At 68.1% G+C, this 16,312-nt stretch carries 10 protein-coding genes; 6 read left to right on the plus strand and 4 right to left on the minus strand.

The window, feature by feature from the left end; all coding sequences use genetic code 11:
- The first annotated feature begins 9 nt into the window (after positions 1-9).
- From SCK26_RS37570 to SCK26_RS37585, 3 genes are all read left to right on the plus strand, one after another.
- Positions 10-336, plus strand: coding sequence for a hypothetical protein (locus tag SCK26_RS37570; RefSeq protein WP_318205838.1), 327 nt, complete (start codon positions 10-12; stop codon positions 334-336).
- A 1,031-nt stretch (positions 337-1,367) separates the two neighbouring features.
- A complete protein-coding gene (locus SCK26_RS37580) occupies positions 1,368-1,886 on the plus strand; it encodes a hypothetical protein (RefSeq protein WP_318205839.1) in 519 nt (172 codons plus the stop codon).
- An 84-nt stretch (positions 1,887-1,970) separates the two neighbouring features.
- Positions 1,971-2,468, plus strand: a complete 498-nt coding sequence (locus SCK26_RS37585; protein ID WP_318205840.1) for a DUF6420 family protein — start codon at positions 1,971-1,973, stop codon at positions 2,466-2,468.
- A 292-nt stretch (positions 2,469-2,760) separates the two neighbouring features.
- Here SCK26_RS37585 and SCK26_RS37590 read toward each other — a convergent pair whose 3' ends face one another.
- On the minus strand, positions 2,761-3,945 hold the full coding sequence (locus tag SCK26_RS37590; protein WP_318205841.1) for a hypothetical protein: 1,185 nt from the start codon (positions 3,943-3,945) through the stop codon (positions 2,761-2,763).
- Positions 3,942-8,036 (minus strand): hypothetical protein, encoded by a 4,095-nt coding sequence (locus SCK26_RS37595; RefSeq protein WP_318205842.1) that lies wholly within the window; start codon positions 8,034-8,036, stop codon positions 3,942-3,944. The genes SCK26_RS37590 and SCK26_RS37595 overlap by 4 nt, the downstream gene beginning before the upstream one ends.
- 802 nt (positions 8,037-8,838) lie before the next feature.
- Here SCK26_RS37595 and SCK26_RS37600 point away from each other — a divergent pair.
- Genes SCK26_RS37600 through SCK26_RS37610 form a run of 3 tightly spaced genes read left to right on the plus strand, consistent with a single transcriptional unit; the run spans position 8,839 to position 12,514 of the window.
- On the plus strand, positions 8,839-10,050 hold the full coding sequence (locus SCK26_RS37600) for an ABC-three component system protein (protein ID WP_318205843.1): 1,212 nt from the start codon (positions 8,839-8,841) through the stop codon (positions 10,048-10,050).
- Positions 10,047-10,532, plus strand: a complete 486-nt coding sequence (locus tag SCK26_RS37605) for a three component ABC system middle component (protein WP_318205844.1) — start codon at positions 10,047-10,049, stop codon at positions 10,530-10,532. Before SCK26_RS37600 ends, SCK26_RS37605 begins: the two co-directional genes overlap by 4 nt.
- A gap of 32 nt (positions 10,533-10,564) precedes the next feature.
- Entirely contained in the window at positions 10,565-12,514 is a 1,950-nt protein-coding gene (locus SCK26_RS37610; RefSeq protein ID WP_318205845.1) for a DUF3732 domain-containing protein, read from the plus strand.
- A 311-nt stretch (positions 12,515-12,825) separates the two neighbouring features.
- On the opposite strand, the gene SCK26_RS37615 is transcribed toward SCK26_RS37610, so the two are convergent.
- Positions 12,826-13,902, minus strand: a complete 1,077-nt coding sequence (locus SCK26_RS37615) for an ATP-binding protein (protein ID WP_318205846.1) — start codon at positions 13,900-13,902, stop codon at positions 12,826-12,828.
- Positions 13,899-16,229 carry a Mu transposase C-terminal domain-containing protein gene (locus SCK26_RS37620; RefSeq protein WP_318205847.1) on the minus strand — a complete coding sequence of 777 codons (2,331 nt, stop codon included), beginning with the start codon at positions 16,227-16,229 and terminating at the stop codon, positions 13,899-13,901. The genes SCK26_RS37615 and SCK26_RS37620 overlap by 4 nt, the downstream gene beginning before the upstream one ends.
- Positions 16,230-16,312: the final 83 nt, after the last annotated feature.

Genomic DNA, 16,312 nt, shown 5'->3' on the forward strand with positions numbered 1-16,312 from the left:
TGGTAGTAAGTGGAGTTTCCCCAGATTCTTTCCGATGTGAAGCGGCGTCCCGGCGCCTATGGTCTGGATGGCGGCTATAGGGAGTTTGTGGCCTTCATCAATGGTGCGAATGCGGCTCATCAAGGGAGGCTCCTTCAAGGGTTTTCCTCCTTCTTGGCTGGCAAGCTGGGGGAAGGGGAAAACCTGTACTGGTCTCTCCTCGTGGCCAAAATATCGATGGCCCCTCACCTTGTGTCGTCTCCCGACGACGTGCTAGGGTCAAACGAGGGGGTAGCCATTGAGTGTTTGTTCCGTGAGATTCTGGAGTTTCTGGAGCAGCGCTGGCCTCTCCTCTGAGATGAGGCAGTCCGACAGCGTGCGAGTGCCGAATCAGGACGGCGAGAGTGCTCTCTCGTATCCGAGGCCCTGATCTGCCTTGCGCCAGAAATCTCCCGGTCGCAGACCATGCCGGCCCTCGGGGGCGAGCAGGTTCTTGCGGTGGGGATCGATTTTACCGGCGCGCAGCGTCTCGCGTGGCTGGTGAACCTACCGCTTAAGCGGAAACGCCTTCCCCTGCGATTTCGACCTCGACGTCGTAGGGGAAGGCATAGAGTCCAGTGATCTCGTTCTCTGCTCGCCAACGGAGCAGGGCTTGGTAGCCCCCCAGTCAAACCAGGGGGCTCCGGTCGGCAGACCCATGTGCTCCTCAGAGGGCAGGAGCAGAGATCCTTCACATTCCTGTTCATCTTCTCCGCGCGATGTTGTGGCGGCGGTAGTGGTCGCACCATGAGCGGCGCACCTGCCGCCCCTGCATTACCGCGCCGGTGCGTTCACCGCCGTGCGTTCCGAGCTGTACGCCCTCATCCCCGGTCGGATGACGTCGGCCGCCGCCTAGCTGCGCTGGGACGGGTACGACCCGCTGCCGGCCGCCCTGGGCCCCGGTCGGATCCTCGGCGCGGTGCACGGACACGTGCCCGGCCCGGCCGGCGCCCTCGCCTATGTCGTCTCAGTTGTGCTGCAGCCTGATGGTCTTCTAGTAGGGCTCTGACCTGTGATGCTGCAAGGAGTGAGAATGCGATCAAGTGAGATCTAACCGGCCAAACAGCGCTTTGACCTGCAAGGCTGCAAGGATTGAGACCAGCCTGCAACCTCATTGAGAGGGCTATATGTAGGGGAGGAGATCGGGTGTGCTGTGATCATATCCGGGGGCCCCTGGGCGGGAGACGCCAGGTGCCTCCTTGTTTGGGCAGTTGGCTGCACCGAGCCCTGGTCGACGGCCGCTGGGTTCGTTGGGCCTGGGGGCTGGAGCCCGTGGCCGGGTGGAAAACGGCGGTGATGCGGCGCCTCGCCCGGCAGAATCGGGTGATCGACACGCCCTTGAGGGGAGTATGCAGGAACTCCGCTTCGACGACGACATTCGGTTTACCGCGGTGGTCAGGACCGACCAGACGTGGCTGCGCCGCGCGCTGGGAGCCCACGAGCTGAGCATTCAGCTCGCCGTCGGGGTGTCGCCCTTCACCGAGGCCCGGAAGATCCTCGCCCTGGAGGCGGACCTGTTCGGCTTCGAGGCGACGGGACAGCGCTCGCGGCTCGCCCGGACCACGGTGAACCTGGCGTACACCCCGGAGGTGACCGTCCACCGCGTCAACCTGTCGTTCCCGCTGACGTCGTTGCAGATCCACGCGATCGAGGAAGGCCGCACCGGCGACGCACGGTTCGAGATCGACCTCAACGCGACGCTGCCGCAGGCACCCGGCTACCCGGGGAGCGCCCAGGACACGGCGCACATCACCATCGCCAAGAGCCGGTGGGAACAGCAGCTCGCGCGGCTGGGGCCGTGCGCAGCGTTCGAGATGGCCGTGCCGTATCCGCTCGGCGACCCGGAGCGGAGACGCTGCTGGCGATGACCTCCACACTGCTGCGGAACGTGCCCGGCACCAGCGCGTGACGGGACGGCCCGGCGCCCGCCCCGCGACCGAGACGAGGACAGCATGGCAATCGAGCACAACGGCATTGCAGGCCCCTACTTCGAGTACGACGGACTGCCCGCCCTGCACGCGGTGGACAAGGATCTGCCGCTGATCCATCCGTACGGCCCGGTGACACCGGGCCGCTATGTCACGCCCGGCGGCGGCCGGCTGACCATCCGCCCGGCCGAGATGCGCGCCCACATCCGGATCACGCTGGATCAACTGGGCTGTCCAGCCCAGCTCACCGATGAGAAGAACGGCGCCTTCAGGCGGCTCGCCCTGGCCGCCGAGGGGTACTGCGTGCAGTCCAAGTGCCGACACCGCGCCGCGTACGCGGACGGGGTGTTCCGCATCTTCGAGGTGCGCAACGGAAGCATCGCGCTCGCCGCGTTCGTGCGCGCCGCGCTCGCGGTCGAGCTGGGGGACTTCGCTCCAGCAGACCGGCTCATGCAGGAGGCCGAAGCACTGGCCGGGCCTGTCCGCCGGGAGGGCGAGGAGGACCAGGCCAGCGGCGGCTAGACGCCCCGTGTCCGCCTGCCACAGTGATACGGGCGAGCCCCTGAAGGCGGGTCGGCGCGGCGCCACGGGTGAGCGCCGCACCTGCGACCAGCGTAGCGATCCACCCCTCTGCCCGAGCCCGTATGTTTGGCTGGTCGGTAGTCCTGCACCCATGGCTGACCTTTTGAGCACGGCATGTGCCCTCCACCCACTCCGGTGTTTCGCAGGCGCTGTCGAGGTTCTGAGATGAGTCCGGCCGAACGCTGCGGAAGCAGACCGCGGGGGCAGGGAGGCGAGCGTCGCGGGGGTGTTCTCAGTCCTCGTCGTCGGGGAGGTCGTCGTCCTGGGCTGCTGTCATGTGGCGGACGTTGATACCTGCCTGGCAGCGGGAGGGGCCGATGGTGGCGTGCAGGCGGGTGAACAGGTCTGGGCGGATGAGCAGGTCCGCTCCCGCGATCACGGGCAGGAGGGGTTCAAAGCTTCCGTCGTGGACGAGGTGGCCTCGCCACTGGCGGCAGATGAGTGCTTCCCCTGCTGTGTCGCTGAGGCTGTACCCGCAGATGCCGCCTGTGGGTTGAAGTCCAAGTGCCGCCACGACGCTGGCGGCGGGTGCAAGGACGTACGGGGGCAGGCCAGGGCCGCTGCGGCGTGGGGGCGCGTCGACCATGGGCGTGGCGCTGGCGTCGGTGAGGGCCACGAAAGCCTGGTCCGTGGTGCTGATGTGCTTGGCTGCCGCTCCCGCCTGGGTGAGGGCAGGTGCCAGGTGCTGCAACGGGCGGGTCCACAGTTGCCAGGGAGCCTGGGAGAGGGGCAGCGTACCGGGTGGTGGATCGTCGTCGGCAGCTTCGAGACCGACGATGATCAGTACTTGGCGGGCGGGCTGGTCTGGGTAGCGGCGTGCGGGGGTGCGTTGCCGCTCGATCAGTCCGATCTGTATCCAGCCCGCGTGTGGCCCGTCGTCCACCCGGGCGAAGGCCCGGGCGGCTTCCGGCAGGGACCGCAGGCCCGCGACCGAAGCGAGACCGAGCGGCGGCCAGGGCTGTTGCTCCTGGTGGCTGTCGCTGAACCAGGGCGCGGGAGCGAGTGACCAGCGCAGCGCTCCGGGGCGTGTCAGGGGCCGGGGGACGCGGGCGAGTTCGCCGCGCAGGGCCGGACGGGCATCATCGCGCAGGCGTGCGGCCGCGCCGCGTTCGAAGGCCTGGGCGTTGACCAGATGTCCGGCTTGGGCGAGCGCGGCACGCAGGCCTGCCGCAGCCTTCTGCAGTGCGTCTTCGGCGGTGGCCCGATCAGCGAGATAGGCGTCGGGGAACTGGTCGCTGCTGGGGTGGGTCAGCAGGTCCAGTTGTGCGCGCATCAGCGGCTCGAGATGGCCGGGGGCGGCTGCGGCCACGAGGTCGATGACGGCCTCACGCAGCCCGGGAGCATGGCCGGCGGCGTCGATGCGGGCGCCCAGGTAGTGGTCGACGAGGTGGGTCGCATAAAGCCGAGGGTCTTTCATGCGCTGTCCTCGCTGCTGAGATTGGCGGCGATGGCGTGGGCGAGTGTCGGATGGGCCGCGGTTGCCGGCGGGGAGGGCGGCTGGTGTCCGGCGAGGGTGAGAATGGCGGAGGCTTCCACCCGTACGGACAGCATGTCGCTGGTGCACAGGGCGACGAGCTGCTCATGCAGAGCCGCACCCAGGGGCCCTTCCGGCAGATGACTGTGCAGGACGGTCAGGAGCCAGGTCAGGGGCCCGGCGCCGAGGTCGAAGGACAAGACGTGCGCCAGCGCGGCCTGCGCCTGGCGGGGACGGCTGGCCAGCAAGACCGTCGCCGCGAGCAGGGCTCGGCGCTTGTCGCCGCGTTCAGGCAGGGCGATGGTGGCCACGGCAAGACGGCACAATGCGGTGTCGATGTCGTGCTGTGTGGCCGGCTCCGGCACCGGGTGGTAGGCGCCGTCGCCGAGTCGGACATCGCCTGGCAGACGGTGGGCGATGACGTCATATGCGGCGTCCCAGCAGGCGAGCGCGTCGGCAGCCGGGGGCCGGGAGACGTCCGGGGGCTGGATGGCGAACGCCGAGACCAGGGCCTGGCTGACGCCGATGGTGCGGCCGTAGGACGGGTTGGCGACGGCGTTGGCCACCTGGTCCGCGAGGTCCTGGGCCGCGATCGCGGCATCCGCGGTGTGCGCCTGCTGCCATAGCTCCAGGCGGTCGTTGCCGGCGGAAGAGCGCCATCCGCCGCCGCCTCGGATCTTGGTGTAGGCGAGCATGCCCGCCGTCGCGGCGAGCGGGCCGAAGACGTCGGGGGCGATGCCGTGGCGCAGATAAAGCCCGGCGGTCACATCGGCGAGGACATCGACGGGGCCGGAGGCGTTCATCTCCTGGGCGATCCGGTGCAACAACTGGGCGGCCGCGCCGGGACCCTGGCGTTCGGTGATCTCCACAAGCCGCCATCCGACCGCGTTGGCTAGCGCATCGGCCGACCACCGCGGCCCCGGCGGATCGTCGTACGCCTTGCTGCCGCAGTCACGGACTGCGGCGAGAACACCGGCCGCGCCCTCTGGCAGCACGGGGCGCTGCTGGGCGTGCAGAAAGGCGCCGGTGGGGTAACGCCCTTTGGGGCCGGACCAGTTGCGGGAGGATGTGCTGGGCACGGGCCTGGGCGTCCAGGGCGGGCCGCCCTCACCGCCCAGACGCTGTGCCGCCGCACGCAGGGCAGGACTCAGCGTGTCCCCGGCCAGGTGCGATGCGTGGATCAGCGTCTGGTCGTCATAGGTGGAGGTGATCGCGTTGGCGAGCACCGGCAGGAGACGCAGAGCGTGTGCCGCGTCGTCGCCGGGCAGGTCTGCGAGCTGGCCGAGCAGGACGACGTCGGCGTCAAGATTGCGGCCACGGGAGCCGGCGGCGATACGGAGCGCTGCCAGGACGACGGGGTCGGCCGTGTTGGCCTGCATGGCCAGCAGCTGCTGGTGGGCGGCGTCCACCCGGGCATCGGGCAGTCCCGGCTCGGTCAACAGCACCTGGGCGGCCAGCTGCGCGGCGGCTCGCGGATCCAGGCCTGCGAGAAGACGCCACCACTCTTGTGGTGTTCCTGCCGTGCCCCGTCCGTCGGTGCACTCCGCAACGAGATACACAAGCGGCTGCGTACGCGCCAGCCGCACCCGGGCCTGGACCGGGTCGGCCTGCACCAGCTGGGGGAGGGGTTCCAGCAGTTCCTCGATGGTGATGTCCTTGTGGCCGCCGTAAGCGCCCATGTAGTGGGCGGCACGTTCCCAGCAGCGCTGCGCCTCGTCCGGGTCGTCGCAGGCGAGACTCACGCGGGCCATCTCGAGTTCGAAGTCGGCGTCCTCCGCATACATGGACCGGCTGTCGGCCTGTGCCGTGCGCAGTGTGCGCATCAGCTCGTGGATGATGTCGGACCCGGCCTGGCCCACGCTGTGGGCCAGCAGGGACAGCAGCTCCGTGGTGATCAGGGGACCGGACCCGGCCATGCCCATCAGGGATGTTGTGGTGCCGTGACTGACGGTCTGCAAGGACGCGATGCCCAGGGCGACGTCGTTGCCGCGCAGCAGGGCGACCGCCTCGTGCAGCACCTGCCGCACGAGCCGGTGGATGTCGCCAAGCTCGCTGGCATTGGGTTGGCCCGTGAACGGGGCAGCGTGCTGGGCCAGTTGCTCAAGCGCCACACGGACGGCAGTGGACGCACGCTCGGCGGAGATCCGGCCCGCATCGACGTCGCGGCCCAGACCGAGCGTGGTGACGGTGAACCGCAGCCAGGCACGATAGAAACCCTCGCCGTCCAGGAGTGCCAGCAGCCGGGTGGGCGCCTGCGGATCAGCGGCCTGGGCCACCTCCAGCAGCTCCAGCCACCTGCTGACCGGCCTCGACAGATCGCCGTAACGGCCAGTCAGCACCGCGTGGGTTGCTTCCTGAAGCACCGTGGTGACGTCGTCCCCGCGGAATACCTCCTCGGCTAGGTCAGCCACCGGCACGCCCCGGTCCAGTAGACGTCGTAGGCCGCACGGAGCGCTGGCCCAGACCGCGACGGCCAGTGTGCGCGCCGACGGCAGTATCCCGCCCGCGCCGTCGTGGGCGTCGGCGAGATGCAGCAGAAGCGCCGCACGCCGCTCGGGACGCTCGATGAGCGCCGCGCTCTCCAGCAGCAACTCGGCGCCGAGGCAGTCCAGCAGCACACCGAGCGCCGGTTCGGGGGAGTCCAATGCCTCCTGATCAAGGAACCGGGCCACCCGCTGAGCAAGTGTGAGCGGGTGGCCTTCCGGCGATTCCCGCTGGTCGGTGCCATGGCCAGGCAGCCTGATCCGCCCACGCAACTCCGCCAGGAACACCGCCTCATTGCCAGCGGAACCGTCGTGGCCGGACTTACCACCGCGATCTTTGTCCCGGGCCGTCAGATACGCCTCCCACGGGGCGGCGAACCCGGCCCGGTCGACCGCCGCGCACAACTGCAGGCCCCACCGCGCCGACAGCGTCGGCGCCCCCTCATACAGCAGGCTCGCCGCCACATGGTCGGCTCCCGACAGCGCCACCAGCACATCCGCATACGGCACCAGGGAACCCGGCAGGCCTTCTTCCTCATAGGTCGACCGCGCCCGGCTCAGTTCGATGCAGCGCACCAGCGTCAGCCAGTCACAGCGTGCCGCCGCCCGCTGGGCGACGACGGCCAGGGTGTGGACGATGGCCTGCGGCGGCTGCAGGCCGGCGATCGCACGGGAGAGGAAGTCGGGCCCGATCAGCAGGGCCAGGTCCTCGTCACGGCCCAGAGCGGACAGGAGTTCGGGCAGGTGCCGGAAGGCACGCGCGTCCGTGAAAAACCCGCGCTGGGAAAGCCACTGGGCGGCCTGAGCCCGGACCTGGTCCACCCACCGGGAGTCACCCTCGGTCCGGCGCACGAAACGGCTGAAGCTCTCGTGGTGGATCTTCAGCCCGCCGATCCCCGGCTGCTGCGCGATGATCGGTGCCACCCGGCTCAGGGCGGCACCGATCATCATCGCCGGCATCGGGAAGATCTCCCCGAGCTCGTCCGCGCTGACAGCGAAGTCGCAGACCGCCAGCGTGCTGGCCGCGTAACGCTGCTCGACCGTCAACGCCCGCAGCAGATAGGCGTAGTAGTCGTCCAGGTCGTGCGCCGATGACGGAACCGCGCGCAGCCGCTCAAGCGGATCACCCACGGCGCCCGGCGCAAGCGGCGTCCCAAGGCCGGGAGCCGGCCCCACGGCCTGACGGCACAGATACGTGGCGTACAGAGCGTTGCCTCGTGAGCGCTCCTCGATCAAGGTGACAGCGGCCTCAGTATCCGTGGCAGCCCCCAGACCGGCAGCCGACGGCGCCAGCGCCGACAGCACACCCAGACGCTCCGCCAACGCACCCAGCTCGGCGCGGTCGAGAGGGGGAACAGTCAAACGGGCGGCTTGGGCGTCGACCGCCTCCAGATGAGGCCCGGGCTGACTGGCCAGAACAAGAACGACGCCGGGCGGCAGGCTGAGCGAAGTGAGTTCCTCGACCAAGCAGGCCGCCGGATCCACCGGCCCGCCGAAGGCGCCGCCACTGCTGTGCCCAAGGACCCGGCTGACGTGATCGATCCCGTCCACGACTGTGTCACCTCAATGAGAATGCGTATGGCTAGCGCCCCCAAGCCTGTTGGGCTCGGGGGATGCAAGTTTTGAGAAAACGGATCAATGGTTCGTTTCGTGATCCTAGACAGGGCCTTAGCCGGTCTGACCTGCAAGGATGCAGGTTGTGAGAGTATTTGCAGTTCTGTTGCGGCGACCTATAGTTGCTCACAACTGTGGGGACGGTAGTGGTCATAGCTGCAGTGCCGAGGGCTGCTGGTTTGTTGTTGGGGCCGTGCTCGGGGGGCTTTGGGGCAGCCAGCGGGTCGCTGGACCAGTAGCTTTTCTGCTGCATGCCAAGGACTCGCCTCGTACTGGCAGGACACGCGATCTCTCGCGTGGAGCCGATGGCGACCAGCAGACGGCGCCGTTGGCTACAGCGGCGGCTGCGGCAACCGACATCTCCATACCGCGGTGGAGCGCGGTCGCCCGCCTCGCGTCCTGGCGGATCGCCGGCGAGGAACCGGCTCCCAGGGTGAGTAAGGAGGCCCCGGCAGGCTCCCGAGCCCAGCTGCTTCAGCGGTCCGGCGTCTGCTCTGGAGGATGCTCATCTCTCTGGGCTCAGCAGCCCCGATTGGCAACATAATGGACCTGGCTGCGGAACGCGTCTGGGGTGCTACGTTGTTGCGGTGGGGGAGCTGAGCCGATCCTGACGCCAGGGACAGATCTGCCTCCCGTCTTGGTTGGCTGGCCGCAGGGTGGGATGTGCGCGGCGCGCAGACAAGCTCGATCAGTAGTGGGGAACGTGGCACAAGCAGGGGCGCACTCGGCCGCAGGCCAGATGACCGGATACCTCTACCAGTGCGAATTGGCTCTGCTGGAACTCGCAGAACGCAGCTGGGGCGAGGCCACGATCGAGGTGCGGATGGAGCTCCTCGACGACATCGAGTTCTTGGACCCCGAGACCCACACGCCGCTGGAGCTGCTCCAGTCCAAGCACCGCGAGGCAGCCGGCCCCCTGAGCGAGACAGGCAAGGACTTCTGGCGCTCGGTGGCGTCGTGGATCGACGCGCTGAAGGCACTGGCCGATCCATCGGCCGAGACGATGCCCCTGTTGCGGCTGGTCTCGACTCAAGTTGCTCCCAAGGACACCTTCTTCCATCTGCTGCGCCCTGGATCGGACAGGGATGTGCGAAAGGCCCTGGCCCGGATGGAGCAGATTGCCGGTGACGCCGACGGTCCTGGCACTACTGCCAAGGACCGTGACCTGTTTATGGCCCTGGCCCCGGAACGGCGCTATCAGCTGGTCAACGCCGTGATCGTCCACGACGGTGCACCAGTGATGTCAGACCTGAACCCTAGTCTGGCCAAAGAACTGGGGATCACGCCGAGCGACCATGCCGAGGCCGCCCTCGACGCGATCAAAGGGTGGTGGTACCGGATGGCTGTAGAACTACTAGAACGCAAGAACCCCCAGCGCATGAGGGCCTCGGTCAGTGCGCAAGAACTGGCGTGTCTGAGGGATGAAGTCCTCCACCGCTACGCGGAGAAGGACCTGCCGATCACCGAGACCCTGCGCAACCTCACAGAAGCCGAGATCGCCGGCTACGAGGACCAGCTCGTGGTGTCCCAGATGCGGTGGATCGACTTGCCCGACGACGAGATCGCCATGCACCTGCGCAGCTACCACCACGCGCGTGCACAGCGATCCGCGTGGCTGCGCACCTTCAAGATCACTCCAGAGCGGCTGGAGGAGTATGAACAGGAACTCCACTACGAGTGGGAGCGTACCTTCCGCCGCCATACCCGACGCCTCCGCGATGGCATCCCCGACGCCGAGCGTCAGGAGGTAGGTCAGCAGGTACTGGACGACACCATGGACAAAGTCGCCAGCAAACCGGCCCGCCATGGCAGTACCACTGCGGCATGGATCGGTCACGGCACCCTTCACGGCCTGGCCGACCAAGCGGACACCGCGCACCCCGACCGCGCCCTTGGGTGGCATCCCGACTACACCGACCTGTGCAAGCAGCGGGAAGAGCAGGACCAGTGACCACCGCCCCTCACCGCAGCACGCTCGAGGCCAGAGCCCTGTTCAATCCGGCCTTCGGCGCCTACCTCCTCGCCAGCAGCATCCACGCCGCAGCCAAGAAGGCGCGCACTCCCATGCCCTGGCCCAGCGTCTTCCTGGTCCTTCCGCTCGTCCTGCCTGACGACACACGAGACTCCCTGCCGACCAGATCCACCATGACCCTCAGCGCCTGGGCCAACGCCAACCCACGCCAGCAGGCCGCCTTCGCCGAACGAGCCGCGGTACTGACCGCCTACACCCGTGCCAGCCTGCGCACCGCCCTGCGCCACCGCGCCATAGAGGTCAATGCCGGCAACCTGAACTGCCCCCGCGCGCCCAAGCCGCCCTCAGCCGCCCCCGGCGCCGAAGTCGCCGAGTGCGCCCGCGCCGCAACCCTCGTCGGCCGATGGCTCGCCACCACCGACCCTGCCCGGGCTTTCACCATCCTCGGCGTCCGTCCCTGACCACCCCTCTCACAAGGAGCCCCAGAACCGCCATGCAACTGCTCGCCCTGGCCCTCTACCACCGAGACGGCAGGAAAGACCACAGGGTCCTGCGTTTCCGCCCCGGGGCGTTGAACATCATCACCGGTGAGTCCGAGACCGGGAAATCCGAAGTCCAGGACATCATCGACTACTGCCTGGGACGCCGCACCGCCAACCTGCCCGACGAACCGATCGACCAGTCCGTCGGCTGGTACGCCCTCCTGGTCACCTTCAAAGACGGCGGCCGCATGGTCCTCGCCCGGCCCCGGCCGACCGGCGCCTCCACCGTCCACGCGATGGTGCGAACCGGAGACGCCACCCTTGAACTCCCGCAGGCTGACGAGCTCATCGCCAACTCCAATGTCGCAGCCCTGCGTAGCGAAGTCAGCGCCCGGCTCGGCATCGAAGACTTCCGCTTCCAGCCACCCGCCGGAGCCACACGAAACGCCTTCGACGTATCCATCGCCCACGCAGCCCTGCTCTGCTTTCAGAACCAGAACGAGATCGCCGACAAGACAGCACTGTTCCACCGCCAGACCGAGACCGGCATGGCGCAGACCCTCAAGGACACCCTTCCCTACTTTCTCGGCGCCGCCGGCCCCGAACAGTCCCTACGCCGCCACCACCTCGGCGAAGCCATCCGCGCGCAACGCCAAGCGCAGCGCAAGTACGACGACGCACTGCGCCAGCAGGCCGCCACCGACGCGGGCGGCCTGGCTCTCGTCCGCCTCGCCGAGAACGAAGGACTGCTCACCGACGTCCCGCCGGCGCCTGACACCGGACAAGTTGTCGCACTGCTCCAGCAGGCCCTCGACGCCTCGCCGCGAACTGCCGCCCCCCTGGATCTGCCAGACCGGCGTTACGAACTCAACGAAGAGCGTCGCGCGTTGCGCGAACAACTCCAGGAGTACGACGACACTCTCGCCGTGGTTGACCGCTGGCAGGAACAAGGCCGTGCCTTCACCGGAGAACTGCACCTCCAACTAGACCGCCTCAAGACCCTCGCCCTCCTGGGCCCCGAGCACCTCCACGACACCACCGTCTGCCCCATGTGCACGCAGCCGCTCCAGGAGCCCGACCCCTCAGCACAGGACGTCTCCGACCTCACCACACGGCTGGCCGAGGAACTTACCCACGCGCAGACGCTCCAGCCTGTCCGCGAGGAGCACCGCCGCGCCCTGCAGGCAGAACGTGCAGCCGTCGCCGAACGCCTCCGGCTCAACGGGATCCAGCTCCGAGAACTGCTGGCCAGCGACGAGCGCATGCGTAACCTGCAGGAACAGCAGATGCGTATCGCCCACATCCAGGGGCGGATCGCCGAGGCCCTCAGCCGCACCGGAACGGCCAGTGACCTCAGCAGGCTGCGCCACGAACTCGAGCTGGCCAAGGAGCGTGTTGCCGCGCTTCAAGTCCTCGTCGACGAGGACGACGTAGCCGCCGAGACCGAACGCTGCCTAGCCGACATCGCGGTCAACATGACCGCCTGGGCCAAACGCCTCAACCTCGGACAAGCCGCGAACGCGACCGAGGTCAGCATCAGCCTGAACCTCCTCAACGTCGTCGTCAGAAGCCCTGACGGCCGACGGCCGCTCCGACGCATCGGAAGCGCCAAGAACCACATCGGCTACCACCTCGTCGCCCACCTGGCCTTGCACACCTATCTGCGAAGTAACAGCCGGCCCGTCCCCAGCTTCCTCATGCTCGACCAGCCCACACAGGCGTTCTTCCCGGAGAAGCCCCGAGACGCCTCCAAGGTCCAGGACGCCGACTGGGCCACCGTCACCGCCTACTTCATGCTCCTCAACGAAGTGGCACAACTCAACGAGGGCAATCTGCAGATCATCGTCAGCGATCACGCGAACCTGCCCGAACCGTGGTTCCAGAACGCTGTGATCGCCAACTGGCGACCCGACGATGAAGGCAACCGCAACGCACTTATCCCCTTCGACTGGACCCCCTGACGAAGGCGCGAGAGCGAGACTCGCGGTCAAATGCGCTGAAACGGCGGACGTTGTACGGCGGAAACCACCTGGCTTGTCACACACCGAGTCCGGCCACGGCAGCGGGAAGCGGCACGCGATGGCGTCGCAGGCCCCTCGGGCCTGCCGGACGTCAGCGGCCTTGCGGGTCCGGTCGGCTGCCTCCTCGTACTTGTGATGTTGTGCCATGCAGGGCGGGCTTGTCCAAAGCAGCTCGCTCGATTCACGCGAGCATAGGGCAGATCTGCCTGCTGGGCGGCCCTGCGGATCGACGGTCACTGCCGGTCGGACGTCTACACACCGGCCTCGTCCAGGTCGCCGCGCCCGGTGTGGATGTCGTCGAGGAGGTCCTTGGTGAGGGCTTCGGTGCCTCGTTCGATAGCTTCCTGTGCGGCCTGGCAGATGAGGTGGTTGAGGGTTTCGATGTAGCCGCCGGTGCGCTTGTGCAGGTACGAGGCGAGTCCGATGAGGGTGCCCTTCTGGTGCTTGTGCAGGCGTAGGTCGTCTTCGAAGGCTTCGACAACGTCCTCCCAGTCCTCGGGCGCGGTGGGGGAGTAGTCGATGGTGCCGACCCACAGCACGGGCATGTCGCTGTCGAACTTCATGCCCTGGTGGGGGAGCTTGGAGCGGCGTCCGGTGTAGCGGGCGGCGTGGATGGCGTCGCGTGCCCCGGTGCCGCAGTAGATGAAGGTGACCCGGGTGTGGTCCTGCAGGCTCTCGAAGTAGGACAGTGCGGTGCGGGCCTCGCCGTCACTGAGCCGGTCGATGCCGTCGACGAGGACGAGCTGAGTGCCCGCGTGCTTCATGACGTGCGTGACAGGGAGGGTCACGTCGAGAGTGCGGTAGTCGCCCTTGGCCGGGTTGCGCATGTACTGCAGGCCGAGGAACTCGGCGAAGGGCAGCGACCAGTGCATGCTGCTGTCCCGGTCCGGGGGTACGTTGATGTAGATGACCGGGACACGGTTCGGGTCGGTGCCGGAGTCGCTTTCGATCATGCCTTGGTAGCCGCGGCCGATCTGGCACAGCAGAAGTGTCTTTCCGGCACCGCGCTCGCCGTCGATGACCATGTCCATGCTGCGGCCGACGCTGCGGAAGCGGTTGGTGCGCAGAATCCTGCGCGCGTCCAGCAGGCCGCGGCGCAGAGCGGGGGTCAGGACGGGCAGCATCTCGCCGTGGTACCGCATGCGCGGGTCATTGTCCGTGACAGTGATGCCGGCAGGCGCGCAGTCCTGCAGGTCCGGCGGGAGGACGATGCGGTGGACGAAGTCGTTCCAGCCCTCCTTGGTGGTCAGGAGGCCGGCGGTGAGGGGACTGGTGCGAGCATCGGCGAGGACGTCCGGCACTGTGTTGATCAGATCGTCGCGGCTCATCGCGTCTCCTTGCTGGGACGGGTGGCGGGGGAGGGAGCGGCTTCGGCACCAGGCGCGGATCTTTCCGGGGCAGCGCCCGTGAACTGTGCGAACAGCCCGGAAGCCGGGCCGGTGAGGCTGTGGGACTGTTTCTTGCGGCCTGGCCCGGTGGGGGATGCCGGCTGTTGTGGGGGCGTCGTGATGGCAGCGGGCCTGGGTTCAGGAACGCTGCTCGCCGCGGCCGGGGCGTCCGCAGGCAGGACCGGCTCCACGCCCTGCAGAGGGACGGTCATCGGTGCCTCGGCGGCGGGGGAGGGGGCCGGGCGGGGGAACAGGTCTCCTGCGGGAACATTCAGGGACGGTGCCCGCTGGACCATGCCGGGAATGGGGGCGCGGATGCCAGCGTAGCGGTCGGTCTGCGGTTCACGCAGAGTGAGCTTCGTTCCGGTGAACAGGGCCGGCACGCGCGGTGCGGAAGCCTGGGGGCCGCGGCGTGCCCGTTCGCGCAGTGCCGCGACGGCACGGGTGATGGCGCGTTCGTCATCCTTGCTGCCACCGAGTTCGACGTGCACGGCTTCGGCCTGCTCCCACAGGTACTGGGTCCAGGCGTCGCCGATGAGCCGCTGGTGGATGAACTCGGCCTCGACCCAGGCGTCCTTGGTGTGGTCGTAGAGCCACACGAACCTGGGGGCGTAGGGGTTGTAGCGGACCTGCCACTTCATGCCCTGCCCGCGGATCCCGGAGTGCTTGTTGCAGTACTGCTGGAGGTCGGGGCTGTTGTAGGTGCGATTGTTGATCTTCACGCCCTTGCGGCTGACCTTCAGCCGCGTGAACGGCAGCAGCTTGCGGTTCTCGTGCACGCCCAGGGGGAGTGGCAGGTGGCCTTCCATGGCGACGAGCGTGGCGTACATGCGGTTGGGACTGATCTTCATGCCGGGCAGGAACGGGTTACGCAGCCCGTCGTGGGGGCGCTGCTGCCAGTGCAGGGCGATCCACTCGTCCAAGAGGTCCTGCAGCTCGTTGATGCTCCACAACGGGCCGTCGTGAATGTTCTTGCCCCGCCGGGCGAGGTCGGAGCCGGTGTAGCCGGCCACGTACTGGCAGAACAGCTTCTTGATCGCGCTGAACAGGCTCTCCACGATGGCCTTGTCCGTCGGTGTCCGCTCGCGGGCGCTGCGCACCGAGATGCCCAGCGTGGTGCACACGTCGTTGAAGTGCTCGCTCTTGAAGATCTTGCCGTGGTCGACGACGACCATCTTGGGCCGGATCACGGGCCGGGCAGCTGCGCCCACCATTCGCGGGTCGCAGGCCACCAGGTCGGCATAGGGCATCTCGGAGTTCTCGGCGAGAGCCAGCGGTGACCAGCCAGGCCGGCCGGGCATCGGAGCCAGCGCCTGGGCGAGCATGAGCACCGCGTCGAAGGATTTCGTGGCCCGACCGCCGAGCCTCTTGCCCCGTGGGCCTCGGCCAGCGCTCCTGGGTACGATCAGTGCACCGATGATCGTTCGGCTGACGACGTCGATCGCGGCGGTCAGCTCAAGCTGCACCGGCCGGCCGTCGTCACCGATGGCGATGATGTCCAGCCCCGTGGAATCGATCTGCACCTGTTCGCCCAGCATGTTCGCCGTGGTTGGCGTATAGGGCGCCACCGGAAGGCTCGCCTCGTCGATGCGTTTCTGCGTCGGCCTGCGCAGCGAACGCGGGGAAATCCCCAGCCGCTCGAGAAGCCGGTAGAACGTGGCATCCGATATGTCCAGCCGGTCGTACTCGTTGGGGTAGCGCAGCAGGATCGCAGCGCGCAAACGTTCCAGCAGACGGCTGCCGTACCCGTCCGACTCCTCGAGACTGGCCTGCACCTCCGCCAGGAGCAGCCGCACCACGCGCTCGTCGGTACGCCCCCACGGGGAACCCGGTACGACCTCGCGCATCAGCCCGGCGACGCCCTCGGACCTGTAGGCGCTGTAGCGGCGCGCCACCGTGCCGGCCGAGGAACTCTTCCAGCCGAGCGTCTTCAGTTCGGCTGACTTCGCCGCGAACCGCTGCTTCAACGTGAACCGGGCGGGGTCGTAGCCCGGCCTGGGCTTGGTACCGGGCTCGGCGTCCGGCGGCACGCCGTCGCGGACCTCAACGAGGTGACGTTCCCAGTCCCGCAGCCGCTGGCGGTCGGCTTCTCCCAGCAGCTCCAGCCCGCTCACATCAGGGATGGTCGCGCCCGGCAGCGGCGTGCCGTTCTCATCGAGCAGAGCGAAGTCCTCGGCCCGGACGACGACGGACACGAGCGCACAGGCGTCCTCGCCGTCCTGCTGTTCACAGACCAGATGCACGGTGGTCCCCTGGAGCGCGGCCACGACGTAGTCGGCTCCCTGCCAGCGAAGCCGACTGCCCGGCCGCAGAGCATGCTCGGTGTGTGGGGGAGAAGAGGCGGCAGCGG

The organism is Streptomyces sp. SCL15-4 (genome assembly GCF_033366695.1).
Lineage (GTDB): Bacteria > Actinomycetota > Actinomycetes > Streptomycetales > Streptomycetaceae > Streptomyces.

Coding starts and splice junctions, on each gene's coding strand:
- SCK26_RS37580 (WP_318205839.1), top strand. CDS start 1,368: ATGCAGGAACTCCGCTTCGACGACGACATTCGGTTTACCGCGGTGGTC.
- SCK26_RS37585 (WP_318205840.1), top strand. CDS start 1,971: ATGGCAATCGAGCACAACGGCATTGCAGGCCCCTACTTCGAGTACGAC.
- SCK26_RS37615 (WP_318205846.1), bottom strand. CDS start 13,902: ATGAGCCGCGACGATCTGATCAACACAGTGCCGGACGTCCTCGCCGAT.
- SCK26_RS37610 (WP_318205845.1), top strand. CDS start 10,565: ATGCAACTGCTCGCCCTGGCCCTCTACCACCGAGACGGCAGGAAAGAC.
- SCK26_RS37590 (WP_318205841.1), bottom strand. CDS start 3,945: ATGAAAGACCCTCGGCTTTATGCGACCCACCTCGTCGACCACTACCTG.
- SCK26_RS37600 (WP_318205843.1), top strand. CDS start 8,839: ATGACCGGATACCTCTACCAGTGCGAATTGGCTCTGCTGGAACTCGCA.